The following is a 26,498-nucleotide window of genomic DNA, read 5'->3' on the forward strand; positions in this document are numbered from 1 at the left end:
CCCTTCTAGTTGCAAATATAAATTATAGGATGAAGCCGTATAATATAGTGGCGACGATAGCCATCGTCAGACCCACGAGACTTTCATAAGGAATCAGTGACATCCGGTCCTTAATGTTCATCTTAACGGAATCTGCGGTCACGTGGAAGAAGTTACCATGTGGCAGATGGTCAATAACTGTAGCCCCGGTGTGCACCATAATTGCTGCATTTAGCGGCGCTGTGCCCATCGAAAGAATAGCGGGACCAAATGATCCGGCAGCCACGATAGAAGCCGTAGAGGTTGATGCTGTAGCAGCCGCCATCAGGATCCCTGCAATTGGAGCAAGGAACGTTCCGGAAATCCCCATAGCCGTTATTGCATCTACAACAGTAGCGCTCAGATCCGATTTCGAGATAATACCAGCGATAGCACCAGCACCAATCAGGATAATGGCTGTACCTGTCATTTTATTTAACCCTGAGGTTGTAAAAGAAATGATGTTCTTCGTTTGTTTCATAGCAATCAATCCAATAATGCCGGCAAGAGGCAAGATGATCATAGAATCGACTTTAAATGATTTCAGCAATTCGATATTTAGAATATTTCCGATTGGGTTAATGGCTAGAAGCAAAATAGCGACAACTGGAGCGACGATAGCACGGCCAAAGCTAGGTTTAACCTTAGTGCTGTCTTCCTCTTTAGTTACAACGTCGCCCTCTGCAATTTTTACACCTTTGTTGACTAACAGATTAGCAATAATAACAGTGACAATCAGACCCGCAACGGCTGGGATGAATCCATGAATCATGACCTGAGCCAAATCTACATCAAAGCCTTTAGCTACGGCAATGGTGTTCGGGTTCGGTGAAATAATGTTACCGGCTTTACCGCCACCGACCAGTGCGAGCAGCAAAGCGGTTTTGGAAATGCCGATCTTCTTACCTACGGACAAAGCGATTGGAGCGACAATAATGATAGCGACTGTGATGAATACGCCCACTGCTGTAATTATCATAGTAGCTAGCGCTATAGATAATAAGGCTTTCTTTTCACCAAGCTTATCTACTATGGTCTCGGCCATTCGTTCGGCTGCCCCAGATTCAATCAATACCCCCGCCAGCACACCTGCCGCGAGTACACGTACAACTGCACCCATAACGCTATTCGTTCCGTCGATGATATATTGTACTGTCTCTGCAATGGATGCCCCGCCTAATATTCCTCCGGCAATCGCGCCTAAAAAGAGTGCGTAGACCGGGTTAACCTTTTTGAAAATCAATACGACGGCCAGAATCAATCCCGCAATCGCGCCCATCCAGTTAATTACTGTGCCTTCCATCTCTAGTTGCCCCCTAGTATAAGAATTTGACACTATACAGTGTGTAATTTGATAACGCTTTCTAAACTGAGTATACTGCGCTTACAAACCCAATAATATTGACGGGACAACCTATTTTTTTGTGCATATGCACAAGCACTGAGCATGAGAAAAAGACCAAGCTTAGGTTTCAGCACACCAGAGCTTGGTCTTTTAACATGAATTAAACGTATTATGAGACTTGTGTTTCTTTCGTTAGAACAGGGGCAGCAGGATCTTCTGCCAGAACATTATCCTTTGTCTTCGAGAGGAAGATATTCAGCACAATCGCTGTAAGGGAACCGGATACGATACCGTTTTGCAGCAGCATCCGGGCGAATTCAGGCAATTGATCGAACATCGCAGGTACAGTTGCCGAACCCAAACCAACAGCGATACTACAAGCGGCAATCAGCAGATTACCATCCTTACGCAGATCTACCTCTGACAGAATCGACATCCCGGAAACAGCAACCGATCCGAACATCACGATCATCGCTCCACCCAGTACGGCATTGGGAATAACCGTTGTCAGAGCCGCCAATTTAGGCAGTAATCCAAGCACAACCATAATCCCGCCGGCTGCAAAAATAACATTACGAGTTTTGACCCGAGTTAGCGAGACCAATCCTACATTTTGCGAAAATGCTGTGTACGGAAATGCATTAAAGATCCCGCCCAGCATAATCGCCAAACCTTCCGAACGCAGCCCGTTTACGATCTGCTTTTGTTCCACTTTCTGATCCGTTACTTTACCAATCGCAAAGTAAACACCTGTGGACTCCACCATACTAACAATATTAACAATGATCATAGTGAAAATAGCCGTAAGATTGAACTGAGGCCATCCGAAGTAGAAAGGCTGTGCAACACTTACCCAAGAGGCTTCACCTACTGTAGAGAAACTAACAATGCCCATTCCATAAGCAATAATTGTACCCACTAAAAGACCTATCAAGACAGAGACCGAGCGAAGAAATCCTGTAGTAAAACGGTTAACCGCTAAAATGACCAGCAGCGTGATCAGTGCAAGCAACAAATTGCGGGGATTCCCAAAATCAGCGCTGCCTTCTCCGCCAGCTACGCTATTCATAGCTACAGGAATAAGAGATAACCCAATAATGGTCACGACTGAGCCCGTTACTATCGTTGGGAAGAACCTCAGCAGCTTCCCGTAAAGCGGGGCCGCCAGTACCACGAATAGACCAGATAAAATAATTGCTCCGTACACCGTTGCCAAATTGTTGGCACTGCCGATAGCGATAATCGGCCCTACTGCCGTAAAGGTACATCCAAGAATAACCGGCAGCCTGCTGCCAAAATACTTAGTGCCCATAATCTGCAGCAAAGTAGCTAACCCGCAAGTAAACAAATCAGCTGCGATAAGATAGGCCATTTGGGTGGCATTCAGGTTCAGCGCGTTCCCTACGATCAGCGGAACAACAACTGCTCCGGCATACATCGCCAGTACATGCTGAAATCCTAACGCAAATACTTTTTTCTTGCTTAACATCTCGCACTCTCCTTGATTGGCTCTTTTGAACTTTCATTATCAATGAAGTGAATTTCACCTGGTGACATAGATGTGATCCGGGCTAAAGCATGGACTTCTATCCCTCTATCCTCGAGTAGACTCCGGCCTTCTTGGAAGCATTTTTCAATCACACAACCAACGCCAAGGAGCTCAGCGCCAGCCTCTTGCACGATATCAACCAGTCCAACAAGAGCAGCACCAGTAGCCAAAAAGTCATCTACAATAAGCACCTTATCGCTTGGTCCGATATATTTTTGCGAGACACTAACCATATAATCCTCTTTGCGTGTAAAAGAATGTACCGGCGCGGAATAGACCGCTTCAGATAAGGTCACTGCTTTCTTTTTCTTCGCATATACAAACGGTACGCCTAAGGCGATGGCCGTAGCCATGGCGAATTGAATGCCACTTGCTTCAATAGTGATGATCTTAGTGATAGGCAAATGTCCAAACAACCGCTTGAACTCCTGTCCAATTTGTAAGGCAAGCTCCGTATCCACCTGATGATTCAGAAATGAATCTACCTTTAGTACCGTATCTGATAAAATAAGACCCTCTTGTCTGATGCGCTCTTGAAGTACCTTCATAGTAAACTTGATCTCTCCTTCTGAATTAAAAACAAAAAAAGGACAAATCCCTTGAGTCGTTTCTCTCAAGTGAATTTGTCCTTCTGGGTTTTTGTCCCTTAGTGGTGTAACACTGCATAGTGTCCGCATCGCTCGGTCCAGTCCTTCCATAGTCAGGAAGCGGAACCCTAGATGCGCTATTTCACTCATAGTCGGATAATTACAGTGGTTATCCGGTAGAAACTTATGGGCCATATTCCCAAGATTATATGAGTTGACAAGCAAATATAAGGATAATGTATAATGTGAAACTTATATTTTTATAAATGTTCGATATGAATACCTTGTATATCTTACACGCTCTGTCTGGTGCTTACAAGCAAAATTTTAAGCAATTTGCATGCCATTTTCAGGTTATTTTCACGAAATTCAATTGTTTACATTTAGTAGTTGTTACTCCAATATCTTCTGCGCTGTTTCTTGGGTCGTTACAAGTACATTCATATAACCGCCATTTAGCGCACCACGGATCCCTGTAACCTTCTCAAGTGACTCCGCTACACCAATCGAATACCGAGCTTGCTTGATCTGCTCCAGCTCAATAGTCAGCGTTCGATCCGATATTCCGGTATGCACGGGAATCCCGTTCCCATCATAGAATCGTGAACAGATATCACCAGCGACCTTTCCATTCTCCAGCTCAGCAATCACTGCATCACCATAAAATCCGCGCCACGCCTCTTCCCCTTTCATTTCCGGCGATCCGATGCCGAACACAGCGATATCCAGATGGTCCCACGCCTTGGCAATGGTCTGATAATACTGCGAATTCATCAGTTGATCTCTAGTTTCCTTTTGCTCCGTGATCGCTGGAACATCAATCATTAACGAGCGCGCACCCCATTTCAGGGCAGCTTGATAGCAGATGTTATTTACATGGTACCCGCTCTCCATCTTTCCTGATGGGCCGCCAACCGTAGGTACACAGGTTACAAAAGGTCTCTGGGCTTGTGTTAGGCTTTCTACAACGCTAGCTAAGCTGCTTCCCCAAGAAAACCCAATCGTATCTTTCGGGAGAAGCACTTGCTCGAGCCATCTCGCACAGGCTTGTCCTATAGCTTTGCGTTTTATCGTACTGGACTGTGCAGGATCTACCTCCACAACAATGGCTTCCCGTAGCCCGAACCGCTCCTTCAGCTCCTGCTCCAATGTAAAATGATCGCCAGTATCGTAATTAATAGTTATTGTAACGATACCTTCTTCACGTACCCTCTTTAGCATCCTGCTGATGGTGGTACGATATATACCAAGTTCGCTAGAGATTTCACTCTGCGTTAAATTCTGTTCATAATACATTTGTGCTATTTTAATGAGCAGCTTCTTATCTTCTTTTCGATCCATGTTACAACGCCCCCGCTATATTCAACAGTTTGACGGATTTAGAACCCCCCGCTATACTGTAGACGATTGTTTTGCACATTTATTATTATATTGCACAAATGTGCTTAATATCAAAACTTTTATGGAGATGAATGGTTCAGATGGAATCAAGGTTATCTCTAAATAAAAACAAACAATCCAAACAGGTGAGGTGCTGGAAATGAATCCCTTAAAGTGGGCAATTGTAGGTCCGGGAAGTATAGCTGCCGAATTTGCGGCTGCGCTGAATGAAACGGGGGAAACATTGTATGCGGTTGGATCGCGGAGCTTAGAGAAAGCACAACAATTCGCAAATCAATATGGAGCCACGAAAGCTTATGGCAGTTACAGTGAAATGCTGCAGGATCCCGCAATTGATGTAGTGTACATCTCTACGCCACATAGCAATCATTATGAATACATCATTGAAAGCTTACAGAATAACAAACATGTTCTCTGCGAAAAAGCAATCACAGTGAACAGCAAACAACTTCAAGAGGTCACCCTACTTGCCGCTGAAAAGGATCTGGTTGTGGCCGAAGCTATGACCATCTACCATATGCCACTGTATAAAAAACTGCGGCAGCTCATTGAGGATGGCATCATCGGGCGCCTCAAAATGGTGCAGGTCTCCTTTGGCAGCCATAAAGAATATGATGTGAACAACCGTTTCTTCAGCAAAGATCTGGCGGGCGGAGCCCTGCTGGATATTGGGACGTATGCGTTGTCCTTCACAAGATTCTTCCTGTCCAAACAGCCCCATGAGATTCTTACTACGGTAAAACGATTCGAGACAGGAGTGGACGAGCAATCCGGCATTATTCTTAACAATGCTGCAGATGAAATGGCGGTAATCTCCCTTACAATGCGCTCCAAAATGCCTAAACGAGGCGTGGTTGCAGGAGAACTCGGATTTATTACCGTAGACAATTTCCCGCGGGCCAGCAAAGCCACCATTCAATATTTGGATGGCACAGTAGAGACGATTGAGGCTGGAGATACAGCCAAGGCTTTACAATACGAGATTGAAGATATGCGGCGGTATATTGCAGATAAAAGCCATAAAGAGACCCTCGACCTCTCCTTGGATGTCATGGACATTATGAGCAATGTCCGGGAACAATGGGGGATCAAATATAGCTTTGAATAAATAAACCGATTATTAGGCAGCAACTTAGGCAAATGATTGTTTTTCGAGGTGGTCCGCCCGTATTCATCACTTAATCCCCCCATCTGCATTAATGTTAATGAAGTCAAAGTATGGGAGAGTGAATATGGGTGGCCTATAAAAGAGACCGGATCGTTGTCATTATTCAAAAAGGAAAACGGCGCATAATTACAAGGACCCCACTCCACGGAGTGGACAGATTAATCTTTGTCATCAACAATCAATATACGAACGCCCCCAACACTACACAAATTGCAAGCGGTGCAGGACGCAGCAGCGCAAGCGGCAATAATGCCGCCATTGCTTCTCCCTATACACGCCAACAACAAAGTGTCGGCGCAGGCGGTGATGCGACTAACCTAGGCAGTGGGGGCAACAAACGCGGCAAAGCTAAGCCCCTCTTATTATATCCGTATCGCAAAGAAGTTGTGGTCGTTATCAATACCCAGACGGTTAAACTGCCTAAACGGAGCCAGAATGCCTCCGCAACTCAGGTAGCAAGCGGAGGCGGAACGTTCAGCACCGGTGGAACAAACTCCGCTATTGAAAGTCCAGGAACAAGACAGCAACAGGCGGTTGGTGGAGGATCGGGTGGGCACGCCACTAACAAAGGCACAACTAAACGGCGCCACCTCAAACAACGGTCTCGTTAACCCTTTCGGGACTATATAACAAGTATAGCAAAAAGCATGGGCAAACCCGACGAGATCAGGGCGCCCATGCTTTTTTTGGGTTTGGTGAGTTGCGTTACAGGTACTTTTTAGTACCTATAGCACTTTAAAGTACGTACTATACTTAATGGACATATCTCTTCATAATAGCACTTACCGGCCGGTGATTAACACAGCGTAGGAGTGAAAGAAATGTCCTTAGATAAAAGAAGAAGCACCTTGGCGCTCTTAGCTCTAGCCATTAGTGCCTTTGCGATTGGAACCACTGAGTTTATCAGTGTGGGGCTGCTGCCTCTAATCGCCACGGATCTGCATATACCGGTAACCACAGCCGGGTTGACCGTTACTTTATACGCTTTAGGAGTAACTTTTGGCGCACCCATCTTAACGTCGCTAACCACGTCGATATCACGCAAAACATTGCTGCTAAGCATTATGATCGTTTTTATTATCGGCAATAGTCTTGCGGCGGCGGCGGACGGGATTACATTGCTGTTAATCGCGAGAGTGATTTCCGCCCTGGCACATGGCTTGTTCATGTCGATTGCTTCGACCATTGCCGCCGACCTCGTGCCTGAGGATCGTAAGGCCAGTGCCATTGCCATCATGTTCACTGGACTTACAGTAGCTACTGTTACTGGCGTTCCGCTAGGTACGTTCCTTGGCCAACAACTCGGCTGGCGTGCTGCATTTGTTGCTATCATTGCAATCGGGCTTATAGCACTCATCGGCAATCTGATCCTTGTTCCTTCATCCGGGCTGCGCAAAGGTACCCACACACCCCTTCGTGAGCAAGTTAAGCTGGTCACCAATGGGCGTTTACTGCTTGCCTTCGCGATTACAGCTTTGGGCTATGGGGGCACATTTGTAGTCTTTACTTATTTATCGCCCCTTCTGCATGAGATCAGCGGATTCAAAGAGAATACAGTCGCCGTCATCTTGCTTGTATACGGCATTGCGATTGCCATCGGGAACGTGATTGGAGGTAAAGCCGCCAACCGCAAACCAATGAATGCTCTATTCTATATGTTTGCAGTCCAAGCTGTCGTCTTATTTGTCTTAGCTTTTACCGCACCTTACAAGGTTGCCGCACTGATTACGATCTTCTTCATGGGACTGTTAGCTTTCATGAACGTGCCCGGCTTGCAAGTACATGTTGTTACGCTTGCAGATCGATATGCGCCAAGTGCACGAGATGTAGCTTCTGCATTAAATATTGCTGCTTTTAACGCTGGTATTGCCATTGGAGCGTACCTTGGCGGCATCGTCACAGATCATATGGGACTGATTCATACCACTTGGGTAGGTGCAATCATGGTTCTGTCCGCAGTATTACTGACGGCATGGAGCCGTGCTCTGGAGAAGAAAGATGAGGCTCCTCTCCAGACTAAAGCTGCTTAAACAGCAGTCCATTAACAACCCAAACAAACTTTTAAATATCTTAGGAGGTTACTTTATTATGGCTCAACATCTACAGGATACAACTACATTACACAACGGTGTAAATATGCCTTGGCTAGGGCTTGGCGTATTTAAAGTAGAAGAAGGCGCAGAACTGATACAAGCGATCAAGTCCGCTATTAAACACGGTTACCGCAGCATTGACACTGCCGCAATTTATGAGAATGAAACAGGCGTGGGACAAGCCATCCAAGAGGCTCTGCAAGAGAACAGCTTGTCCAGAGAAGAGCTTTTCGTAACCACAAAGGTCTGGACCGCAGATATGGGCTACGAAGAGACCATCGCCGCCTACGAGACTAGCTTAGCTAAACTCGGACTTAAATACCTGGATTTGTACCTTATTCACTGGCCTGTAAAAGGAAAATATAAAGAGTCTTGGAGAGCGCTTGAAACGTTGTATAAAGAGGGCCGGGTAAAAGCCATTGGGGTCAGCAACTTCCAGATTCACCATCTTGAAGATGTACTGAAGGATGCTGAGATTAAGCCGATGGTCAATCAAGTTGAATTACATCCCTATTTGAATCAGCAAGAGCTGCTCGACTTCTGCAAAGAGCAAGGAATCCAATTAGAAGCTTGGTCTCCGTTAATGCAAGGTCAATTGTTCGATCAGCCTGTACTGAAACAAATTGCTGCCAAACATGACAAATCCGTCGCTCAAGTTATTGTCCGTTGGGACCTGCAACGTGGGATTATCACTATTCCTAAGTCTACTAAAGAACACCGGATCATCGAAAATGTAGACGTGTTTGATTTCAATTTATCTGACGAGGATATGACTCTAATTAACTCTCTCAACCAAGATCAACGGGTAGGTCCAGACCCAGATCATTTTGATTTCTAAGGGCTTACGCACCTTGCACTAACACTATAAGCACCGGCAACACGAGAAACGAAGCAAGCGTCGTCCACAAAATACATTTGGATACCAGCTCCGGTGAGGCATTAAAGCGCTCGGCTAACACTACGGCGTTGACGGCAACTGGCATAGAAGCCAAAATCAGCAGCACAGAGAACAAGGTCCCGGTTATTTGCAGGATCGATAATCCGAGGTAAGCCACTAGCGGCGCTAAGATTAATCGAATCGACATCCCTGTCCAAAAAGTAGACTGGCCCTTGCGTGCGGATGGCATGGTTCTCACTTTAACCATCTGTGCGCCAAGGATCGCCAGTACCACCGGCGAATATCCTCCAGCTACCAAGGCAACCCCTGTAGCCACCTCTGTAGGCAAATGCAGGCCAAAGATGCGGAGAAGAAGGGCCAACAGAGCTGCGTAAATGGCAGGAAGCGAAAAGACCGATTTCACTGCATTTTTTACCGAAAACTGAGATCTTGCTGCAAAATAAACGCCTATCGTATTCACGATAATCATCTGTCCGATCACATATACAGAGGCCTTATCGAGACCAAGCTGTCCGAAAGCTAGCAACACCAGCGGAAGTCCATAATTCACGCTATTCGTAAACGTTGAAATCAAGGTCAGACCGGATACTTCGGATGGATCTAGCTTCAATAATTTGCCCACTATATTCGCAATCGCCCATAAGAAGATTAGATTTAGAAGCGAAAAGGCGAGCGTCCTATAAATATCATTCATGGATATCTCGGCAGTAGCCAATGTATTTAAAATAATTGCCGGCGTTAAAAAGTATAGATAAAGCGTCAATAACGGCTTCGTATCCAGATTCTTAAACCGCCCAAGCAGCGCACCCACGATCACAGGAATGGACAAGGGCACGATGACTTGGTATAACGTCGATAACACACTTTGGATCATGAATAGAACTCCTCTGCTGTAGTTTACTTCAAACTATAAGCGCAACAGCGCAGAACGTCTAAGATATGAAATCAATATACCTCATAGCCAAAACCTATCATGCCAACAAAAAAAGCTCCCAGCCCTTACAAAGGGTTGAGAGCTTTTCGGTATATTGTTACATCATTTTGATCTCAAGCAACTCATATTTAATGATGCCCATCGGTGCATTTACACTAACAATATCGCCGACCTTTTTACCCAGCAATTCCTTGCCTAGCGGGCTTTCATAGGAAATCTTGTTATTAAGAACATCTGCCTCAGCAGCTCCAACAATTCTATATTCGATCTTCTCCGAATATTCGATGTCATTCAGAATAACAATACAACCCATACTAACCTTTGACAGATCCATTTGGCTCTCATCCACGATCTTGGCTTTGGTCAACATTTTCTCCAGAATCATAATACGAGTCTCCATGAACGATTGATCGTCCTTGGCCGAATGGTACTCACTATTTTCCTTCAAGTCTCCATAGCTGATCGCCAATTTAAGCCGTGCCGCCAATTCCTTACGCCCTGCGCCTTTCAATTCCTTCAGCTCTTCCTCTAATTGAGCCAACCCTTCTTTGGTCAAGAACACTTCTTCATTAGACATGTATACAACTCCTATTTAGATAATTTACAGCTTGAACATATAAATGCTTATATTTTAAAAAAATCCCTGCCACAATTGAACATTGGGCAAGGAGGTCAATGCTGCTTAATTATTCTGGCAAATGCTCTTTACAAAAAAGGAGTAACGCTTCTTCCTCGTCCTCTTCCATATCGAAATCGAGCAGTTGACCTGAAGTTGTCTCCTGTAGATCATAACTTACGATGCTGACTTGATCTTCATCCACCTTAATAATCGCTCTAGCGGATACTCCGTTCTCTACATACAGCTCATCATCCTCTGGAACGTCCAGTTGAACGACAAATTCATACCGTTTACCGGTTAGTATACCGAAAGGATCTTTTACATTCTCCACATTGTAGCCCGTAAATGTCAACATAACTCAATCAACCTCTTTTCCTAATACCTGCCACGTCATTGTATCACAAAAAGTAACATATTGTTGTCGAGGTAGTCCATCAAGCCATGGCTTTGGATTTCTTGATTTGTTTGCTTCGCAGCTGTCCGCAGGCAGCATCAATATCCACACCATGCTCCAGACGAGTGCTTACGCTGACACCCTGCTTCTTCAAGGTATCAAAAAAGGCCCGCACCGTCTCCCGCTCGCTTCTTTGATATTGGCTGTGTTCATCCACCGGGTTATAAGGAATCAAATTCACATTGACGAGCGGGCGTCGATCGCCAATCAGCTCGGCCAGTTCAAGCGCATGCTCTCTGCCGTCGTTTACATCCTTCATCAGAATGTATTCCAGCGTAATTCTCCGCTTGGTTTTCTCCAAATAATAATCTATAGACTCCATTAGCTTTTCTATTGGAATGGCCTTGTTAATCTTCATGATCTGCGTCCGCAGTTCATTATTAGGGGCATGCAAAGAAACCGCCAGGTTCACCTGCGTATTCGCATCCGCAAATTCAACGATTTTGTTAGCCAATCCGCTCGTTGATACGGTAATCCCTCTACCCGCAATTGCTAGTCCCTTGTGATCTTTGACAATCGCCAGGAAATCGAGCAGGTTCTTAAAGTTATCGAATGGCTCGCCAATGCCCATCACTACGACGTGACTGACCTTTTGATCCAGGTTCGCCGCATCCAGATGCTGCTGGACCTTCATAATCTGCTCCACAATCTCTCCGCTGGAGAGATCCCGGCTCTTCGCCAACAGCCCACTTGCACAGAAGCTGCAGCCGATATTGCAGCCCACTTGCGTGGTTACACATACAGACAAGCCGTATTTCTGTCTCATAAGCACTGTCTCGATCAGGTTGCCATCCTTTAGGCGGAACAGGAACTTAATCGTTCCATCCGCAGATTCCTGCTTCACATGTTCTTCCAAGGTATGAATGACAAAATTCTGCTCTAATAATTCTACACAATCTTTATTTACATCGAGCATTTCCGAAAAGTCTGTAATCCGCTTCCGATAAAGCCAATCCCAGACCTGCGTAGCCCGAAACTTTTTATGTCCACGTTCTAACAGCCATGCCGCCAGTTGATCAAAAGTTAATCCATAAATGGATTCTATATTCATTCGTTATCCTCTTTTCAAAACGTTAAAGTTCAGACCATCACTACTCATTGTCTCAAATTTTTTTTATTAAAACAAGGGGAGTTATTGGGTAGTGTCGAAGTTTACACCATTAAAGTCTGTTCTATGAACATGTATCTAAGGAGCGATGGAATCATATGGGTTCAACAAGAATAAAAGCAATCAGTCTCACCCTTCTAGCTGCCGTTCTAATCCTTGGCGGTTTTTTAGTGTATATTACCCTCACTGACTACAAACCACAGGAGATTACTACCCTTACTGTAAACAATAATCCGCAGCAAGTACTGAAGCAGGGAGAGTCCTTCTCGGTAACCACCTTTAATATTGGCTACGCCGGGTTGGATAAAGGCCAAGATTTCTTTATGGATGGCGGAACAAAGTCACGCTCAAGCAGTAGAGAACAAACGAAGATAAACCTTGAGGCCGTAGCGTCCCTAATGACAGCTACAGACTCGGACCTGTTCATGCTGCAGGAGGTCGACATCGATTCTTCCCGTAGCAACGGTATAGATGAAGTCTCTTACTTGTCGAATAAGTTCGCTGATTACAGCAATGTTTTCGCGACCAACTACAAGGTACCTTGGGTACCGCTTCCTGTTCTTGATCCGATGGGCTCGGTGAACAGCGGTCTATTAACTTTATCCCGTTTTAACAGCACAAGTAATATTAGATATGATCTCCCGGGCAAAGAAACCTGGCCTCGCCAACAATTTGATCTCGACCGTGCTTTTGTGGAGAGCAGATTCCCCGTTGATAATGGAAAAGAACTGATTCTAGTCAATCTTCATTTATCAGCCTTTGACCAAGGCGGAACGATTCGTAAACAGCAATTGGAGTATTTATCGGCTTATATCAAGAAGGAGAATGACAAAGGGAATTACCTCATCTTAGGGGGAGATTGGAACCATTCCCTTCCGGGTACAGCTCCTGATGCTTTCGAGACAACGCAGGATTGGCCGCAATGGCTGCAAGAATTCCCTGAACATTTTCAACAGGGCTTTCAGTGGGCTGTAGATGCCAAGGTACCCTCCGTCCGGACGCTCGATGTTGCCTATACAGAAAGTGTGAATTTCCGCGCAGTGATTGATGGCTTTCTAGTCTCACCAAACGTCAGCATAAGCGGCGTACAGGGTCATGAGTTATCCTTCGAACACAGTGATCACAACCCTGTAACAGCCACTTTTATTCTGCAATAACATGGATTCTCTGATTCTATTTAAACACAACAAATTTCAGGTTTTTCTCTTGGAAATACTTAATGATAGCAGGCAAAGCTTCTACAGTAATCTTCTTTTCGTGAAATAGATAGACTCCGCCGGACGGATCGGCATGATGAACATATTGAAGAATATCCTCTGGGTTCTTGACGTTCCAATCCTCGGGATCACGATTCCACAATAATACCTTCATCTGCTGTTCCGTCACCTTGGCGGTTAACTTGTCATTGATCGCCCCATATGGCGGCCGAAAAATAGTAATCGGCGATTGTGTAATTTGCTCCAGCGCCTGATTAGTCTTCGCCAAGTTATTCCGGTTCTCCTCAACGCTATTAGCAGTCATTTTGCTATGATCCCACGAATGACTCCCAACCGACATCTTATGCTCATTAGCATACCTAACGGCTTCCGCATTATGAGCTACCTTATTCCCAATGAATAAAAAGGTGGCAGCCACCTTATGTTCTACTAGAATATCTACGATCTCTTTCGTATACTTTGACGGTCCATCATCAAATGACAAGGCAACGTAACCCTTTGGCAAGCTATACAAAAATTCATTCTCGGGTAATTCATACTTTTCGTACGGCAATGTCTGTTCCTGAGGAGGGGCCGAAGGTTCTGGTGTAGGCTCGGCTTGCTGGTTATGAACCGATATCGTCTGCGCAAGGGTAACGAACGGCACCGAAAGTAATGGCTCAGAGTCGGCCCCTAATACGGGTTCCTCCAGCGCTTCAGCACTATCTACGAGTTGTCCATCCATTCGCAGAGGTAACACAAATATCAAACAAGCGAACATGAGACACAGCAGTGCAACCAGTCCAATTCGTTTGGTCTTCTTTCTGCTTATCCTATGCCCTGGTTCTGTAGAGGGAAGCATGGTCTGAACTACCCTCTCCTCTTCTGCTTGAGGATAGTCCTGCTGCTTTAATTGAAGAAGTTGGGTTACATAATATTCAGAACAGGCAAAATACAATGTTTCGCTGTATGCTCTGTTCATTATAATCAGTGTGCTGTAGTAACTATTCCGAAAAGGATCCCACTTCGGATACAGCGACAATCTCATTCTCCCTCCGGAAAAGGGACCTAGCGCCTTCAATTGTTCGTATGTAAATTCATCTATGGTGAGCTTGCTTCTTGCGTACCCAACATTACGGGTTAGACCTACCTCAATCTGATAACCGGCCTGTTCATGCTCAAGCGACAGTAACTCAATCATTAGAATGGTGTCCGGTTCCTTAGATGCCATGAATCCTATGTATCTCCGTTTCCATCATTTCGATCCGTCAGACTACTGCCACTCCCAAAAGGAACCGTCATCCGATTGGTGAAATCGCTGATCATACCCGAGAGATACGCCTTTTCTTGGCGAATCGTATCGTACTTCTGTTTTAAATGTGCATTCTCAATCTCAACCCGTCCGATTTTCTCTTCCAGATCATTCATCTTTTTAAGTTTCTCTGCATGGGCTTCGTTATGTTTTTGAATCAGATTTACATATTTTTGCTGCTCCAGCTCAATGGTACTCTTTAATTCCTCGATCTCAGCTGTGAGCGCAGTTTGAAGCTCGCGGTAATCCTCCAGCACTTGATCGACCTTCAAATTTCTCTCAATCAACTTATGCTCAAGCTCGCGGACATTCTTTTCTCTTTCCTCAATGACCTTATTAAGGTTTTTCATATCCCGGTTTAATCGCTCCACATGACTGCTGGAATGGGTCAACCGATCCTGAAGCTCATTAATATTGGTCTCCGCATGTTGTCTGGCCTGAATAATCTGCTCCACGGAGAAGATCAAATCGAGTGATTTTTTATCAAGCTGAGCTTTGCCTGTCGTAACCAATCCAGCTAAAGTCTCGTCCGAGGTCTTTTCTTCTATTTCTTCGACCTGATCATCTAATAACTGTACCTTTTGAACCATATCCGACTTGGATTGCTTATCCACTGAATCTTTCTTTTTAAAAAAGGGGGAAATCATCGATTTTATCACCTCAATTATAAAAAAATGTCAAAAAATGTCGAGTGCCCACGAGTCTATTATAGTTTACTTATCTTGTATGTAAGTGAGCCTTTATATCTAACTTTCTGAAATGCACCTAAAGACCTATTTTCTTCTGCAAAATAAAAAAAGCACCCCTTCGGGTGCTTTGATTTCAATTGAATTTATCGGGAAATTGTTTGATCAATCCCTCGGTTAAGATATCTGCGAACATGATCATATGCTCCAGCCCTTTATCAAATGCGACAATTTCGGCATCCCAATCCTTTTTAACTCTAGCCGTCACGTCATCAGTAATCAATTCCAGATGTTCATGAAGCATTTCCTTTAATTGTTCATAAGAATATTTGGGATTCTGACTACTAAGGAACTTGGCAATGTCATCGGCGTTGGTATACCACTCTTTATTGTATTTTTCCACATCGGCCTGATTTCCAGCCTTCACAGCATCTAGGACTTTTCCGGCAATAAGAATATGCTCCCGCAATAATTGAGCTACCTTATCTCCAACTGCCTCACCGTAATACGGTTTAAAGGCATCCCCTATGTCCTGCTGATTCTGTAACAGCCTTGCCAGTACCTTCTCCTTATCCTCGGAATCTGCAAAGGCGCTAACAATGTAATTTTTTGTCCATACCACATGATCGATCCATAACTTCCTAAGATTATCCTTAAGCTCAATTACGGAAGGGGTTAAGCATTGCTTGTGGGAGCTCTTTTTCTCTTTAGCTGCTGCAGCATCAGCAATTCTAGGTGTAACACTTACAACCAGAAACATACACAATAAGGTTAGCTTCAACATCAAATTCTTATTTTTCAATATGACCTATCTCCTTGTGAACAGTAATGGATTTGAATATCTTGTATATTGTGCACCCTTACTTCCATTTCATTCACAGCTGATCTCAGAACACAAAAAAAGCACCATCACGTGGACGGCGCCTGAGTCTAACTATTATCTAAACATCACTTTGTCTACATTGTATTTAGATTTCAGTTCATTAATGATATAGGTTTCGTAGATCTCTCTATGAACTGGACTTTCGATTAAACATACATCAATTCTGGTGACCTCGTCCCGATGTTGCTTGATGTCAGATACGGTGTCTTCAAAATGTTTTTTAATTCTTGGTCTTAACTTTCTCGCTTTACCTACAAACAACAACTCATCTTGATCATTGTAGAACATAAAGATACCGCCGTAATCTCTCGGAATCAGGTGAAAATCAGTAAATCCGTAAATATTGCTTAACTGCGGGTTAATTTGTTTAGTAATACTAACATCCGCTTTGGGAATCGTTATGTTGATCATTAGCTCACGTCCTCTTTCTATATAGGAGTAAATAGTATCATAAATCGCTAAGTAAGACCATTCAATCTGGCGCAGTCAAATAAATACAATAAAAGCAAGTTCGATTGATCTAATGGAAATATTACTAAAAAATATGGCATTATTCAAAACCTTCCTGCCCAAGGGTTGCGGTCTTAGACAGGAGAGGATTATAAATAAAATAGAGGCGTTTGCATCATGATATATAGATATTTGTCATCTAGGAGGATTTGATTCATGGCAGTAACAGACCGGCAAAAAATAGTAGATAGTGTCCCTCAAAAGGGTTTCTTCGGACATCCTAAGGGACTTTTCACCCTTTTCTTCACAGAATTTTGGGAGCGTTTCTCTTATTATGGCATGCGAGCTATCCTTGTCTACTACATGTATTATGAAGTGAGCCAAGGCGGCCTCGGATTACCTGAAGATATGGCACTTTCTATTATGTCTATCTATGGATCGCTTGTATATATGTCAGGGATCATCGGAGGCTGGCTTGCAGATCGGCTTCTCGGAACTTCGAGGGCTGTTTTCTACGGCGGCGTTTTAATCATGTTCGGGCATATACTACTGGCTATTCCAGGCAATACCACATTATTTTTTGCTTCGATGGTTTTAATCGTACTCGGAACGGGTCTACTGAAACCCAATGTTTCAAGTATTGTCGGCGAAATTTATAGCGAACAGGATAACCGCCGTGACGCTGCCTTCAGCATTTTTTATATGGGCATCAACCTGGGAGGATTTCTCTCCCCACTAATTGTTGGCGCAGTAGGCATGAATAATTTCCATCTAGGTTTCTCGATTGCCGCAGTCGGAATGTTTATTGGACTAGTCGTTTATATTATGACTCGCACAAAAAATCTGGGTCTGGCCGGTACGATTGTACACAACCCTATTCCTGCAGATCAGAAGAAAAAAATCTTTACTTGGATTGGTGTAGGATTAGTTGTACTTGCAATTTTGATTACGATCGGCATTCTTACCGGAGTGCTTACCTTTGAAACATTAATAAAAATAGTAGGGGTATTAGGCTTACTTATTCCTACGATGTATTTCATTATGATGTACCGCAGTCCCAAAACAACAGCCGTTGAACGGTCAAGAATTCTCGCATACATTCCTTTATTTATCGCATCGATTATGTTCTGGGCGATTCAAGAGCAGACTTCCACAGTTCTAGCTAGTTTTGCCGATAAACGGACCCAATTGGATTTTGCAGGCTTACACATTTCTCCTGCTTGGTTCCAATCGCTTAACCCGCTGTTTATTATCACTCTTGCACCTATATTTGCCTGGTTGTGGTTAAAGCTCGGTAACCGTCAACCCTCGATTCCGCAAAAGTTTTCGCTTGGTTTATTGTTTGCAGGTTTATCCTTCCTGGTGATTCTAGTACCTGCTTATTTCGGTGGAGCTAATTCACTTGTGAATCCATTATGGCTGGTACTCAGCTATTTTATCATCGTAATCGGGGAGTTATGCTTGTCCCCTGTGGGTTTATCAGCAACGACCAAACTGGCACCGGCGGCTTTTACCGCTCAAATGATGAGTATGTGGTTCTTATCGAATGCCGCTGCCCAAGCAATTAATGCTCAGATTGTGAAGTTCTATACCCCGGATACCGAAATGATGTATTTTGGAGTAATTGGCGGAGTGGCCCTTCTCCTTGCGCTTGTCCTCTTCCTATTCTCTTCCAAAATTCAGAATTTCATGAAAGGGATACATTAAACACACCCAAAGGCTGCCCGAGATTCTCTCGGCAGCCTTTTTTTGGTTTCCTATAGTTATCCAACCTCTACACCAGAAACATGGCGACAATCGTCGTGACTACCAGCCCAATCAATACAGGCTTAACATTCCGTCTCGCCAGCTCAAAGGGGCTTACTCCGCAAATAGCGGCGGCCGGAATCAATGCCCACGGAATCAGCGTGCCTCCACCTACCCAAATTGCAGCTACCTGACCTAGCGCAGTTAAAGTCGCCGCATCGGAATGTGTGGCCACCGCAAACAATTTCCCAATGGACCCGGCAAGTGAAATGCCCGAGAACCCTGAACCATCTAGGCCTGTAATGGCTCCGGTTATGGTCGCGGTTACTGCACCCACAGCGCCGTTCAGAGGGACGTTATGAGCTAGAGCGACCCCTAGATCATTTACAATCCCCTGAGATGCGGCGGGCAGCACCTTGCCGAATAATTCAGCAAACGCCGAATCCCCCAGATAGAAAAAAGCGGCAATCGGTATCACAGGACCAAATACTTTGAAGCCAAACGTAAGTCCATCAATCAGATAAGAAGTTACTTGCTCCAATCCTTTATTACGATGTGCCAACAAGGTGACTACAACCAAAATGAATACCGCAGTTCCACCAACTAAGGCAGTTGCATCTCCACCCTGCAAATCGAGCAGGAACATGCCTGCTACATCGGCTAAAAACAGGATGGGAATGGCGATGGCCAGCCATTTTTTCAATGCTGGATGAATCACCGCTGGATCCTCTGCCGTATCATTCTCTGCAGATAACGCACTCCCGGCACTTTTCCCGGCAATAAGCCCGTCTCGCCAAGTTCCCTTCTTCTGATCTCTGCGCATCATCCAATACGCCGTTATCGTAGTCACCACGCCCATAACAATTACAAGCGGAACACTCGCCTCCATGACACTGGTCACTGGAAGTCCTGCCGCATCTGCTGTTAATTTAGGCGCACCTTGAATAATATAATCACCTGAGAGTGCAATCCCGTGGCCAAATAAATTCATTGCCATCGCCGCTCCAAGAGCAGGCAGTCCCACTCGAATGGCAACCGGCAGCAGCACAACCCCGATCAAGGCCACTGCGGGTGAAGGCCAGAAGAACCATGAGGTGACCATCATAATCAGACCGATCCCCCAAAAGGCTATGAACGGTGTGCGCAAAAAGCGGGTAAGTGGAGCAACCATGATCTCGTTAATCCCCGTGCGTGTTAATACCCGGCTCATGGCTACTATGATCGAAATAATCATGATCGTACCCATTAGCTCCTTGGTTGCATATACAAAAGAGTTGAATACACCTGTGACTGAACCACTGACGGTTTCCGTGGCTAACCACCCAAGTACAAAGATGCCCGCAATACAGATCATCGTTGTGTCCCGTCTCTTGATCAGAAGTGCCATTATAAATATGATAAATGCCAGATATACATAATGGAGCGCTGTTAACTGGATGCCCATCTCTGCACCACACCCTTCTCCTACTATCCGAGTGCTATATGGTATGCAGGGGTGTAGGCTAATGTTCGGTAGAAATGGACCTAAAACAGCAAAAGAAGCCGTCCCGCGCGTAGAGAAAATCTACGTATGGGACGGCTTCTTAGTGTTTCTTAATTAAAGATTATTATTTAGCTACGACTCCGCCATCAACCGGCAGCTCAACACCTGTAATGTAAGAAGCTTCATCAGAAGCCAAGAACAATACAGCTTCAGCTACTTCAGAAGCACGACCAACACGTGGCAGCGCAGTCTGAGACATAAAGAAGCTATGCATTTTTTCGTTATTTACAAATTCAGCACTCATTGGGGTTTCGATAAATCCTGGGTGAACAGAGTTCACACGAATGTTATCTTTACCAAAGTCTACAGCTGCTGCTTTACTTAGCATACGAACTGCACCTTTAGAAGCTGTATAAGCACCAGCACCGCTGCTGCCAGTCAAACCTGCGATGGATGAAATATTAACGATAGAACCACCTTTATTATTCTTCATTTGAGGAACAACATGCTTCATGCCAAGGAATACGCTGCTCACGTTGATGTTCATTACTTTGTTCCATTGATCAACAGTGGATTCGAGCAATTGAACCGGGAATGAGATCCCTGCATTGTTTACCAAAATGTCGATTTTCCCGAACTTGCTAATCACATCTTCTACAACCTTGATCCAGTCTTCTTCGGAAGCCACATTATGTGCATAAGCTGCTGCTTGTCCACCATTTGCTTCAATTTCCTTCACAACTGCTTGTACGGCAGCCTCGTTAATATCAGTTGCCACAACTGTAGCGCCCTCTTTGGACAATAAAAGGGCTTCTTCACGGCCCATGCCACTGCCTGCACCTGTAATAATTGCTACTTTATTAGTTAGACGATTCATAATTAGGTCTCCTCTATAATCGTATTGTGATATAATATTTGAGTGATGATAGTCACACTATCGCTGTGATATACATCATATCATTTTTGTAAAAGAACTACAACCACTCCTTGCTTAATCCAATAAACGGTGGATATAATACTAATAATTGAAAATCCCAATCAAAAAATGGAAGGGTCTAGCCCTCATGAATCCTAAAACACGATACGAAAAAGAAAGATCCGATGGTAAGCAGCAACGATTAATTACGATCCTCGAATCCGCAGAACGAGTATTATCACAAAAAGGAATCGAAAAGTCGACGATGCAAGATGTCGCAAGCGAAGCCAACATCGGGATTGCGACGTTATTTCGCTATTTTCCCAGAAAAGAAAAGCTCATAGTGGCTGTAGCCACCCGAATGCTGGAGCCTATGCTCGATCATTTTAAATACGTAGCGGACTTGCCCCTTACTTGTCTTGAACAAATCGAGAAATTATTTGATTTCTTTATTCAGGATCAGAATCATCTAAATATTATTTTTATGGTCAATTTCGAAAGCTACGCCTCACACTCAAGTGAGCCTGTTGAGGATGTTCTGAGTTTCAATGCACTCAACCGCAAAATTTGGCATGAATATTCCAGAATCATTCAAAATGGGGTAGAAGACGGTTCTATTCGTGCGGGTCTCCCCGTAAAAGAGACCTTAATTACGCTCATGAATAGCTTTGCCCTCTTTTCCAGAAAACTAACGATGAAAAAAAATATTCTCCTGCTGGAATCGGATCTAGACTCCGACGATCAGCTTGAGCTGCTCAAACAAATTTTTCTGGATCATTTAAAAGCCTAAAAAGCGCCAGTTTCCTTAGGAGGGGAACTTGGCGCTTTTTCTATAGTCAAACAAAAAGAGACATTTCCAAGGAAAATGCCTCTATCCAGATTCAAGTTGCGACCTATACTGCCTTCGTCTGCTAGTGAAATGGGCAGGTTGCCACGGGTGATTGTTGATAAAGAAAACGAGGGCTGAAATCATATTCTTTTAACGTACGATCATGCCAAATCGGTGTAGACGAGGGTGACATAGGCGGAATCAGCCAGGACCAGCGCCCTGAGACTTTGCGCCCCTGCTCGTTCTCCTGTTGCTGGAATCGAACAAATTGATCAGCTGCTGTATGGTGATCCACGATGCTGACACCTGCTTGCTTGAAGGAATGCAGCACTGCGCGATTCAGCTCAAGAAGCGCCCGATCCTTCCAAAGCGTTGTATTGCTGGAGCGATCCAGTCCCATCACATCAGCTATAGCTGGCAAAGTGTTGTATCGTCCGGTATCCCCCAAGTTACGCGAGCCGATTTCAGTCTCCATGTACCAACCGTTAAAAGGAGCAGCCGTGTACAGAATACCGCCAATTTCCAACTGCATGTCCGCGATAATGGGTACAGAATACCAACGAAGCTGAAGCTCAGCAAAACGTTCAATTTCAGGATGTGTTAACGGTACCTCCTGAATGAAGTGATCAGGAATGGGGAAAACGTAGGGATGCCCGTTGCCAATACTGATCACTAACGGCAACACATCATAATCGCCACCCGTTCCTTGCCAACCTAGTTGCTGGCATATTTTTGTGAATTCATCCGATGCCGGATCGCCAGCGCGTTCGTGTTCTTCATCGCCAGGGTACCCGGCATAACGAATCAATTGGTGGTTCCAGATCCGAATCTGCCGATTCGGATCTTCCCCGCTGCGGAAGACCGTGATGAGTGAACGAATACGTCCTCCGTTGTTCGCCTTTTCCAGATGTCGCAGCAACGCTTCAGCAACTTGTTCCTCAGTCTCTGCTTGGCGTTCATCGATTAACTCAATGGATTGCCAAAAAAGACGCCCAATGCAGCTGCTATTGTGGCGCCAGGCCATTCTTGCACCATGCGCTAATTCTTCCTTTGTATGTGTGTAACTGCCTGATTGGTTAATTTCCTCATGTACGGCTAGGATGCGATGATCCGTCTCGGCTTCAGACTTGTCTAGTTCAGCGTAACATTGTCGAATGAAAACTTCCGCCTGCCGGGTTAATTCTTCGATGTGCTTGCCATCCATATCCCTTATCCCCCATCTAAACCCTTGCTTAAACTCTCAATCCAGTATAACATCCCTCTTCCTATGCCACATCTTTCAGGGAACAGCGCATAAGAACAACCCGTGAAGCTTGGAGCTTCACAGGTTGCGGCAGGACCATTTAGCGCTCTGAACGTTTCCCTTGCTTATTCAATGAGGCAAGTCTGCTCTTATCCTCGGTCAACAGTTCTTCAGCCAACTCCACACCTTGAGGACCTAGCCAGTCCTGAGCTTGCTGAATCGCCTGCTCAGTATGTGCCAGGCGGTTCTCAGCCTGTGCCAAAGTCTGTTCTGTTGGATGACTAAGTGCCTGAGAGACAGAGAAATGAAGCTTGCCCAAAGAATTTTTGGCTTGAGTTACATTGTCATTCGCTTGCAGACTGGAATCGGGTTGTTTCATAAATGAAATACGCTCCCTTCTGAAATGCGCCTGTTCTCTTCTAGCATGGTTTGGGTGAAGTAATCTTATGCATTCACTATCTACTGGATAATGGATTGCATAAAGGACGTCATTTCATTACTCGCTTTATTCAGGCGCTCAATGACACCGCTGAATTCAGTGACCAATTCTGCTTGTGAGTGTGAAGAAGCAGAGATCGCTTCAATTTCTTGCTCCATTTGCTTAATGGACTTTTGAACATCACTCAGTGATTTTTCAATATTATGGGTTGCTTCTTTAGTGTTAACGGATAGTTTGCGTACTTCCGTAGCAACCACCCCAAAACCTGCCCCTTGCTCTCCTACACGCGCGGCTTCGATTGCCGCATTCAGCCCAAGCAGGTTCGTCTGCTCAGAAATCTCACGAATGAAGCCGGCAACCTTATTCACTTCTTGTGATTCCGTTACGGCTCTACGCGTGTTATCCAATATTTGCTGGGAAGTAGCTGATAATTCCTGAGATTGGGCAGCTACGCTCTGCACCATCTCCATTAGATGACTGCTTATCTCATTAATCTCATCTGTGAATCCTTCAAGCTTATTCTCGTTCTCTAGTGTATAGGCAATGGCAAAAACCCCGATTACATCATCATCCGTTCCGTAGATAGGTACACATGTTGAGATTACAGGAGCTCCATAAATTTCTGCTGGGATTCGGTTAGAGCTTGCTATACCTTTCAGTCCATTTGAAAGCGACAGATCTTCAGGAGGGATAGGGTTACCCTTAACCAATCCGAGATCAATAACTTTACTTGGTGCGTAATAATGGAAGATCTCCCTGTCCGTGATTCCAATCATAATATCCTGCGAATGAATCTTTTTGAAATAAGGTGCTGCGAGGACTAAGGCATCGATAATACTCATCTCTTCATCTCCCATATAAAAAAAATGTATATGTAGTTTTATCGTCACAATGGGTTATTAAATGAATATTGTCATAGTAGAGTAACAATCCCCACGTATGATTTGTTTATGAATACTATTAGCAGACGACAATTTCTAAAGAAAAGCGCTCAATTGACTCTAGGGCTTCTTGGGACAGCTGGTGCATCCGGCATCTATTCACATTGGATCGAACCCTACTGGCTGGAAATCAAATATGTAGATATTACACTTCCTAGACTTCCTCCAGCCTTCGATAGATTTCGTATCGTTCATTTTAGTGATTTACATCAGGGGGTATATTCCAAGCCGCAAGCTTTAACGGAGTTAGCGCAGCAAATTCAACATGTAAATCCAGATCTGATCTGTTTCACCGGCGATTTATTAGATCATTCAGCCGATTATATTTCAGAAGCCGTAGCCTTGTGCTCTCAATTGCGGGCCCCCTTTGGACAATATGCAGTATTAGGAAATCATGATGCTTTTGGGACCAGAAAGGTTGTAACGAAAGGGCTAACACAATCGGGCTTCCACGTGCTCCATAATGAACATATCGTCTTAACCCAAGGTACGGACAAGCTCTATATTGCCGGAATAGATGATCCTTGGGTCGGAAAAGCAGACATTGCCCAAGCGCTGCTTCATATCCCGGAAGAGGTTTGCACAATTCTCCTTGCCCATGAACCTGATTTCGCCGATGACTTTTGCAAGCTGCCTATAGATCTGCAATTGTCTGGCCATAGCCACGGAGGACAAGTGCGACTCCCATTTGTAGGAGCTTTATATACCCCGCCTCACGGAAGTAAATATTCAAGCGGATTATATCAACTGCCCAACAGCCAACTTCAGGTCTATACCACTCGCGGGATAGGAGTAACTCGTATGCCTGTTCGTTTTAATTGTCGCCCCGAGCTCACCGTAATTACTTTACATTCTTAATGCTAGTGTCTTAATCGTACAAAATGGTTAAAAAGTATATACCTTTTGCATATCTATGCAACAACACTGTAACCGCCTTTGTAATCAAATCTATTTAGGACCTAGGTATAATTGTAGGAGTGATAGAGGAAAAAATATCATATTGCAACTACATAAGCCCATCCTTGGGAAGGAGAGATTAAGTTATGAATAAAAGTATGAAATGGACCTCAGCCATCTTGGCTGCTGGAGTATTGCTTGTAGGGTCGGGACTAGTAGGAGGAACTTCAGTTCAAGCCGCAACTACCGGAGGAAATACGGTAAAACAAGCCGCACAGCAACCCTCTGTAGTGCTTAAATATAAAGGCCAGACCTTATCGCAGCAAGCGAAAATAGTAAACGGCAATACCATGATCCCTTTAACTGTACTACGGGATGCTTTTGGCCTTTCCATTAACTATAATGCAAGCACTAAAACTTATAGTGTGGGCAGCGATTCTATGAAGCTGGACATGGAGGTCTCAGATTACGGTGTTAGTACAACCCTGAATGGCTATTACATTTATAGCATGACCGGCAGTCATGATGTGAAGGTCATCAACGACCGGATTTATGTTCCATTCAAACTCTTGTCTGACTATTTAGGAGTGCAAGGCGTTTATAATCCTTCATTGAAATCACTTGATCTAAGTAAAAAAGTAATGAATGACATCAAAATTACCTCTGAAACCTTAGATAAGAGTAATAAAAATGCTAGTATCAAAGTGCAATATCCAAAAATCAGCGGCTTAACAGATGAAGTACAAACTAAGATTAATGCAATCTTCAAAAAGCAAGCTGAACAATTCGTCGCAGAGAGCGAAGAACAGGCTAGTCATAGAGATGGCACTATAGAGAATAAATATGACTTCTCTCAAACTTTTGTTGTCTCCTTTAACCGTGAAGGTGTACTAAGCTTAGTGACGGATCAGTATGGTTATACAGGTGGAGCTCATGGTGGAGCCCTTCGTGAAGGATTTACCTTCTCGCTGAAAGACGGCAAACCAATAGAACTTAAGGACCTGCTGAAGGCAGAGCCAAACTACAAACAAAAATTAGATAAAATGTTGAAGGAAAGCACCAAGGAGCTAGCTTTTCCAGATACACCTGGCGGACTAACAGAAAAACCAAACTTCTACGTTTCCGAGAGTGGCCTTGCAATCTTCTACCAACAGTATGAAATTGCCCCTTATGCGGCTGGAATTCCTACGTACACCTTTAATTTCAGTTCAATATTACCAAAGGGAACTAACCCATTCGCTGCCTTCAAATAAACTTCTATTGTAAAAAAGAGCGTCACAGTCATTAGGACTGGGACGCTCTT

At 44.4% G+C, this 26,498-nt stretch carries 26 protein-coding genes and 1 riboswitch; of the genes, 9 read left to right on the forward strand and 17 right to left on the reverse strand.

Annotated elements, in window-relative coordinates:
* Positions 1 to 22: 22 nt before the first annotated feature.
* The 4 genes from PODO_RS28805 to PODO_RS28820 all read right to left on the reverse strand — a co-directional run bounded on the left by PODO_RS28805 (position 23) and on the right by PODO_RS28820 (position 4,840).
* Complete coding sequence (locus PODO_RS28805) at positions 23 to 1,321, reverse strand: GntP family permease (RefSeq protein ID WP_038573777.1); 1,299 nt, start codon at positions 1,319 to 1,321, stop codon at positions 23 to 25.
* Positions 1,322 to 1,532: 211 nt separating this feature from the next.
* The gene (locus PODO_RS28810; RefSeq protein WP_036682206.1) at positions 1,533 to 2,852 is read right to left on the reverse strand and encodes a nucleobase:cation symporter-2 family protein; all 1,320 of its coding nucleotides are present in this window, start codon (positions 2,850 to 2,852) and stop codon (positions 1,533 to 1,535) included.
* Positions 2,846 to 3,460, reverse strand: coding sequence for a xanthine phosphoribosyltransferase (locus tag PODO_RS28815; RefSeq protein ID WP_036682464.1), 615 nt, complete (start codon positions 3,458 to 3,460; stop codon positions 2,846 to 2,848). Before PODO_RS28815 ends, PODO_RS28810 begins: the two co-directional genes overlap by 7 nt.
* Positions 3,461 to 3,628: 168 nt before the next feature.
* Positions 3,629 to 3,732: riboswitch (purine riboswitch) on the reverse strand.
* Positions 3,733 to 3,892: 160 nt separating this feature from the next.
* Positions 3,893 to 4,840, reverse strand: a complete 948-nt coding sequence (locus tag PODO_RS28820; protein ID WP_038573779.1) for a sugar-binding transcriptional regulator — start codon at positions 4,838 to 4,840, stop codon at positions 3,893 to 3,895.
* Positions 4,841 to 5,039: 199 nt separating this feature from the next.
* On the opposite strand from PODO_RS28820, the gene PODO_RS28825 reads away from it, so the two are divergent.
* The 4 genes from PODO_RS28825 (at position 5,040) to PODO_RS28840 (ending at position 8,999) form a co-directional block, all read left to right on the forward strand.
* Positions 5,040 to 6,008, forward strand: coding sequence for a Gfo/Idh/MocA family protein (locus tag PODO_RS28825; RefSeq protein ID WP_038573781.1), 969 nt, complete (start codon positions 5,040 to 5,042; stop codon positions 6,006 to 6,008).
* A 128-nt stretch (positions 6,009 to 6,136) separates the two neighbouring features.
* Entirely contained in the window at positions 6,137 to 6,679 is a 543-nt protein-coding gene (locus PODO_RS28830) for a hypothetical protein (RefSeq protein WP_038573783.1), read from the forward strand.
* A gap of 210 nt (positions 6,680 to 6,889) precedes the next feature.
* The gene (locus tag PODO_RS28835) at positions 6,890 to 8,098 is read left to right on the forward strand and encodes an MFS transporter (RefSeq protein ID WP_038573785.1); all 1,209 of its coding nucleotides are present in this window, start codon (positions 6,890 to 6,892) and stop codon (positions 8,096 to 8,098) included.
* Between the two features lie 58 nt (positions 8,099 to 8,156).
* Positions 8,157 to 8,999: an aldo/keto reductase gene (locus PODO_RS28840; protein ID WP_038573786.1), complete on the forward strand. Its 843-nt coding sequence runs from the start codon at positions 8,157 to 8,159 to the stop codon at positions 8,997 to 8,999.
* Between the two features lie 4 nt (positions 9,000 to 9,003).
* Here the strand turns inward: PODO_RS28840 and PODO_RS28845 are convergent, their stop codons facing one another.
* The 4 genes from PODO_RS28845 to rlmN all read right to left on the reverse strand — a co-directional run bounded on the left by PODO_RS28845 (position 9,004) and on the right by rlmN (position 12,117).
* A complete protein-coding gene (locus PODO_RS28845) occupies positions 9,004 to 9,933 on the reverse strand; it encodes an AEC family transporter (protein ID WP_038573789.1) in 930 nt (309 codons plus the stop codon).
* Between the two features lie 157 nt (positions 9,934 to 10,090).
* Positions 10,091 to 10,570, reverse strand: a complete 480-nt coding sequence (greA, locus tag PODO_RS28850; RefSeq protein ID WP_036682220.1) for a transcription elongation factor GreA — start codon at positions 10,568 to 10,570, stop codon at positions 10,091 to 10,093.
* Positions 10,571 to 10,679: 109 nt separating this feature from the next.
* Entirely contained in the window at positions 10,680 to 10,967 is a 288-nt protein-coding gene (locus PODO_RS28855; protein ID WP_036682221.1) for a DUF6509 family protein, read from the reverse strand.
* A 79-nt stretch (positions 10,968 to 11,046) separates the two neighbouring features.
* Entirely contained in the window at positions 11,047 to 12,117 is a 1,071-nt protein-coding gene (gene rlmN / locus PODO_RS28860) for a dual-specificity RNA methyltransferase RlmN (RefSeq protein WP_036682223.1), read from the reverse strand.
* A 155-nt stretch (positions 12,118 to 12,272) separates the two neighbouring features.
* Between rlmN and PODO_RS28865 the strand changes: the two genes are divergently transcribed.
* Positions 12,273 to 13,331, forward strand: coding sequence for an endonuclease/exonuclease/phosphatase family protein (locus tag PODO_RS28865; protein ID WP_038573792.1), 1,059 nt, complete (start codon positions 12,273 to 12,275; stop codon positions 13,329 to 13,331).
* Between the two features lie 16 nt (positions 13,332 to 13,347).
* On the opposite strand, the gene PODO_RS28870 is transcribed toward PODO_RS28865, so the two are convergent.
* The 4 genes from PODO_RS28870 to PODO_RS28885 all read right to left on the reverse strand — a co-directional run bounded on the left by PODO_RS28870 (position 13,348) and on the right by PODO_RS28885 (position 16,662).
* Entirely contained in the window at positions 13,348 to 14,601 is a 1,254-nt protein-coding gene (locus PODO_RS28870; protein ID WP_038573794.1) for a polysaccharide deacetylase family protein, read from the reverse strand.
* A 5-nt stretch (positions 14,602 to 14,606) separates the two neighbouring features.
* Positions 14,607 to 15,296: a hypothetical protein gene (locus PODO_RS28875; RefSeq protein WP_244886407.1), complete on the reverse strand. Its 690-nt coding sequence runs from the start codon at positions 15,294 to 15,296 to the stop codon at positions 14,607 to 14,609.
* 208 nt (positions 15,297 to 15,504) lie between these two features.
* The gene (locus PODO_RS28880) at positions 15,505 to 16,170 is read right to left on the reverse strand and encodes a glycosyltransferase (protein WP_244886408.1); all 666 of its coding nucleotides are present in this window, start codon (positions 16,168 to 16,170) and stop codon (positions 15,505 to 15,507) included.
* A 135-nt stretch (positions 16,171 to 16,305) separates the two neighbouring features.
* Positions 16,306 to 16,662, reverse strand: a complete 357-nt coding sequence (locus PODO_RS28885; RefSeq protein ID WP_036682230.1) for a nucleotide excision repair endonuclease — start codon at positions 16,660 to 16,662, stop codon at positions 16,306 to 16,308.
* 255 nt (positions 16,663 to 16,917) lie between these two features.
* On the opposite strand from PODO_RS28885, the gene PODO_RS28890 reads away from it, so the two are divergent.
* A complete protein-coding gene (locus tag PODO_RS28890; protein ID WP_038573797.1) occupies positions 16,918 to 18,408 on the forward strand; it encodes a peptide MFS transporter in 1,491 nt (496 codons plus the stop codon).
* Positions 18,409 to 18,475: 67 nt separating this feature from the next.
* Here the strand turns inward: PODO_RS28890 and PODO_RS28895 are convergent, their stop codons facing one another.
* Both PODO_RS28895 and PODO_RS28900 read right to left on the reverse strand, forming a co-directional pair.
* Positions 18,476 to 19,891 (reverse strand): hypothetical protein, encoded by a 1,416-nt coding sequence (locus PODO_RS28895; protein ID WP_038573800.1) that lies wholly within the window; start codon positions 19,889 to 19,891, stop codon positions 18,476 to 18,478.
* 163 nt (positions 19,892 to 20,054) lie between these two features.
* Positions 20,055 to 20,807 (reverse strand): SDR family NAD(P)-dependent oxidoreductase, encoded by a 753-nt coding sequence (locus PODO_RS28900; protein WP_038573803.1) that lies wholly within the window; start codon positions 20,805 to 20,807, stop codon positions 20,055 to 20,057.
* 187 nt (positions 20,808 to 20,994) lie between these two features.
* Here PODO_RS28900 and PODO_RS28905 point away from each other — a divergent pair, with 187 nt between their 5' ends.
* Positions 20,995 to 21,636 (forward strand): TetR/AcrR family transcriptional regulator, encoded by a 642-nt coding sequence (locus tag PODO_RS28905; RefSeq protein WP_038573805.1) that lies wholly within the window; start codon positions 20,995 to 20,997, stop codon positions 21,634 to 21,636.
* A gap of 121 nt (positions 21,637 to 21,757) precedes the next feature.
* On the opposite strand, the gene PODO_RS28910 is transcribed toward PODO_RS28905, so the two are convergent.
* The 3 genes from PODO_RS28910 to PODO_RS28920 all read right to left on the reverse strand — a co-directional run bounded on the left by PODO_RS28910 (position 21,758) and on the right by PODO_RS28920 (position 24,199).
* Entirely contained in the window at positions 21,758 to 22,879 is a 1,122-nt protein-coding gene (locus tag PODO_RS28910) for a nitric oxide synthase oxygenase (protein WP_038573808.1), read from the reverse strand.
* A 139-nt stretch (positions 22,880 to 23,018) separates the two neighbouring features.
* Positions 23,019 to 23,297: a hypothetical protein gene (locus PODO_RS28915; protein ID WP_038573810.1), complete on the reverse strand. Its 279-nt coding sequence runs from the start codon at positions 23,295 to 23,297 to the stop codon at positions 23,019 to 23,021.
* Between the two features lie 80 nt (positions 23,298 to 23,377).
* Positions 23,378 to 24,199 (reverse strand): methyl-accepting chemotaxis protein, encoded by an 822-nt coding sequence (locus PODO_RS28920; RefSeq protein WP_036682244.1) that lies wholly within the window; start codon positions 24,197 to 24,199, stop codon positions 23,378 to 23,380.
* 108 nt (positions 24,200 to 24,307) lie between these two features.
* Here PODO_RS28920 and PODO_RS28925 point away from each other — a divergent pair, with 108 nt between their 5' ends.
* Together PODO_RS28925 and PODO_RS28930 are read left to right on the forward strand one after the other, a co-directional pair.
* Positions 24,308 to 25,156 carry a metallophosphoesterase gene (locus PODO_RS28925; RefSeq protein WP_038573812.1) on the forward strand — a complete coding sequence of 283 codons (849 nt, stop codon included), beginning with the start codon at positions 24,308 to 24,310 and terminating at the stop codon, positions 25,154 to 25,156.
* Positions 25,157 to 25,341: 185 nt separating this feature from the next.
* Positions 25,342 to 26,448, forward strand: a complete 1,107-nt coding sequence (locus PODO_RS28930) for a PdaC/SigV domain-containing protein (RefSeq protein ID WP_038573814.1) — start codon at positions 25,342 to 25,344, stop codon at positions 26,446 to 26,448.
* The last annotated feature ends 50 nt before the right edge of the window (positions 26,449 to 26,498 follow it).

Source organism: Paenibacillus odorifer (assembly GCF_000758725.1).
Lineage (GTDB): Bacteria > Bacillota > Bacilli > Paenibacillales > Paenibacillaceae > Paenibacillus_AQ > Paenibacillus_AQ odorifer.

Coding starts and splice junctions, on each gene's coding strand:
- PODO_RS28805 (WP_038573777.1), bottom strand. CDS start 1,321: ATGGAAGGCACAGTAATTAACTGGATGGGCGCGATTGCGGGATTGATT.
- PODO_RS28810 (WP_036682206.1), bottom strand. CDS start 2,852: ATGTTAAGCAAGAAAAAAGTATTTGCGTTAGGATTTCAGCATGTACTG.
- PODO_RS28815 (WP_036682464.1), bottom strand. CDS start 3,460: ATGAAGGTACTTCAAGAGCGCATCAGACAAGAGGGTCTTATTTTATCA.
- PODO_RS28820 (WP_038573779.1), bottom strand. CDS start 4,840: ATGGATCGAAAAGAAGATAAGAAGCTGCTCATTAAAATAGCACAAATG.
- PODO_RS28825 (WP_038573781.1), top strand. CDS start 5,040: ATGAATCCCTTAAAGTGGGCAATTGTAGGTCCGGGAAGTATAGCTGCC.
- PODO_RS28835 (WP_038573785.1), top strand. CDS start 6,890: ATGTCCTTAGATAAAAGAAGAAGCACCTTGGCGCTCTTAGCTCTAGCC.
- PODO_RS28840 (WP_038573786.1), top strand. CDS start 8,157: ATGGCTCAACATCTACAGGATACAACTACATTACACAACGGTGTAAAT.
- PODO_RS28845 (WP_038573789.1), bottom strand. CDS start 9,933: ATGATCCAAAGTGTGTTATCGACGTTATACCAAGTCATCGTGCCCTTG.
- greA (WP_036682220.1), bottom strand. CDS start 10,570: ATGTCTAATGAAGAAGTGTTCTTGACCAAAGAAGGGTTGGCTCAATTA.
- PODO_RS28855 (WP_036682221.1), bottom strand. CDS start 10,967: ATGTTGACATTTACGGGCTACAATGTGGAGAATGTAAAAGATCCTTTC.
- rlmN (WP_036682223.1), bottom strand. CDS start 12,117: ATGAATATAGAATCCATTTATGGATTAACTTTTGATCAACTGGCGGCA.
- PODO_RS28865 (WP_038573792.1), top strand. CDS start 12,273: ATGGGTTCAACAAGAATAAAAGCAATCAGTCTCACCCTTCTAGCTGCC.
- PODO_RS28870 (WP_038573794.1), bottom strand. CDS start 14,601: ATGGCATCTAAGGAACCGGACACCATTCTAATGATTGAGTTACTGTCG.
- PODO_RS28885 (WP_036682230.1), bottom strand. CDS start 16,662: ATGATCAACATAACGATTCCCAAAGCGGATGTTAGTATTACTAAACAA.
- PODO_RS28890 (WP_038573797.1), top strand. CDS start 16,918: ATGGCAGTAACAGACCGGCAAAAAATAGTAGATAGTGTCCCTCAAAAG.
- PODO_RS28895 (WP_038573800.1), bottom strand. CDS start 19,891: ATGGGCATCCAGTTAACAGCGCTCCATTATGTATATCTGGCATTTATC.
- PODO_RS28900 (WP_038573803.1), bottom strand. CDS start 20,807: ATGAATCGTCTAACTAATAAAGTAGCAATTATTACAGGTGCAGGCAGT.
- PODO_RS28905 (WP_038573805.1), top strand. CDS start 20,995: ATGAATCCTAAAACACGATACGAAAAAGAAAGATCCGATGGTAAGCAG.
- PODO_RS28910 (WP_038573808.1), bottom strand. CDS start 22,879: ATGGATGGCAAGCACATCGAAGAATTAACCCGGCAGGCGGAAGTTTTC.
- PODO_RS28915 (WP_038573810.1), bottom strand. CDS start 23,297: ATGAAACAACCCGATTCCAGTCTGCAAGCGAATGACAATGTAACTCAA.
- PODO_RS28920 (WP_036682244.1), bottom strand. CDS start 24,199: ATGAGTATTATCGATGCCTTAGTCCTCGCAGCACCTTATTTCAAAAAG.
- PODO_RS28925 (WP_038573812.1), top strand. CDS start 24,308: ATGAATACTATTAGCAGACGACAATTTCTAAAGAAAAGCGCTCAATTG.
- PODO_RS28930 (WP_038573814.1), top strand. CDS start 25,342: ATGAATAAAAGTATGAAATGGACCTCAGCCATCTTGGCTGCTGGAGTA.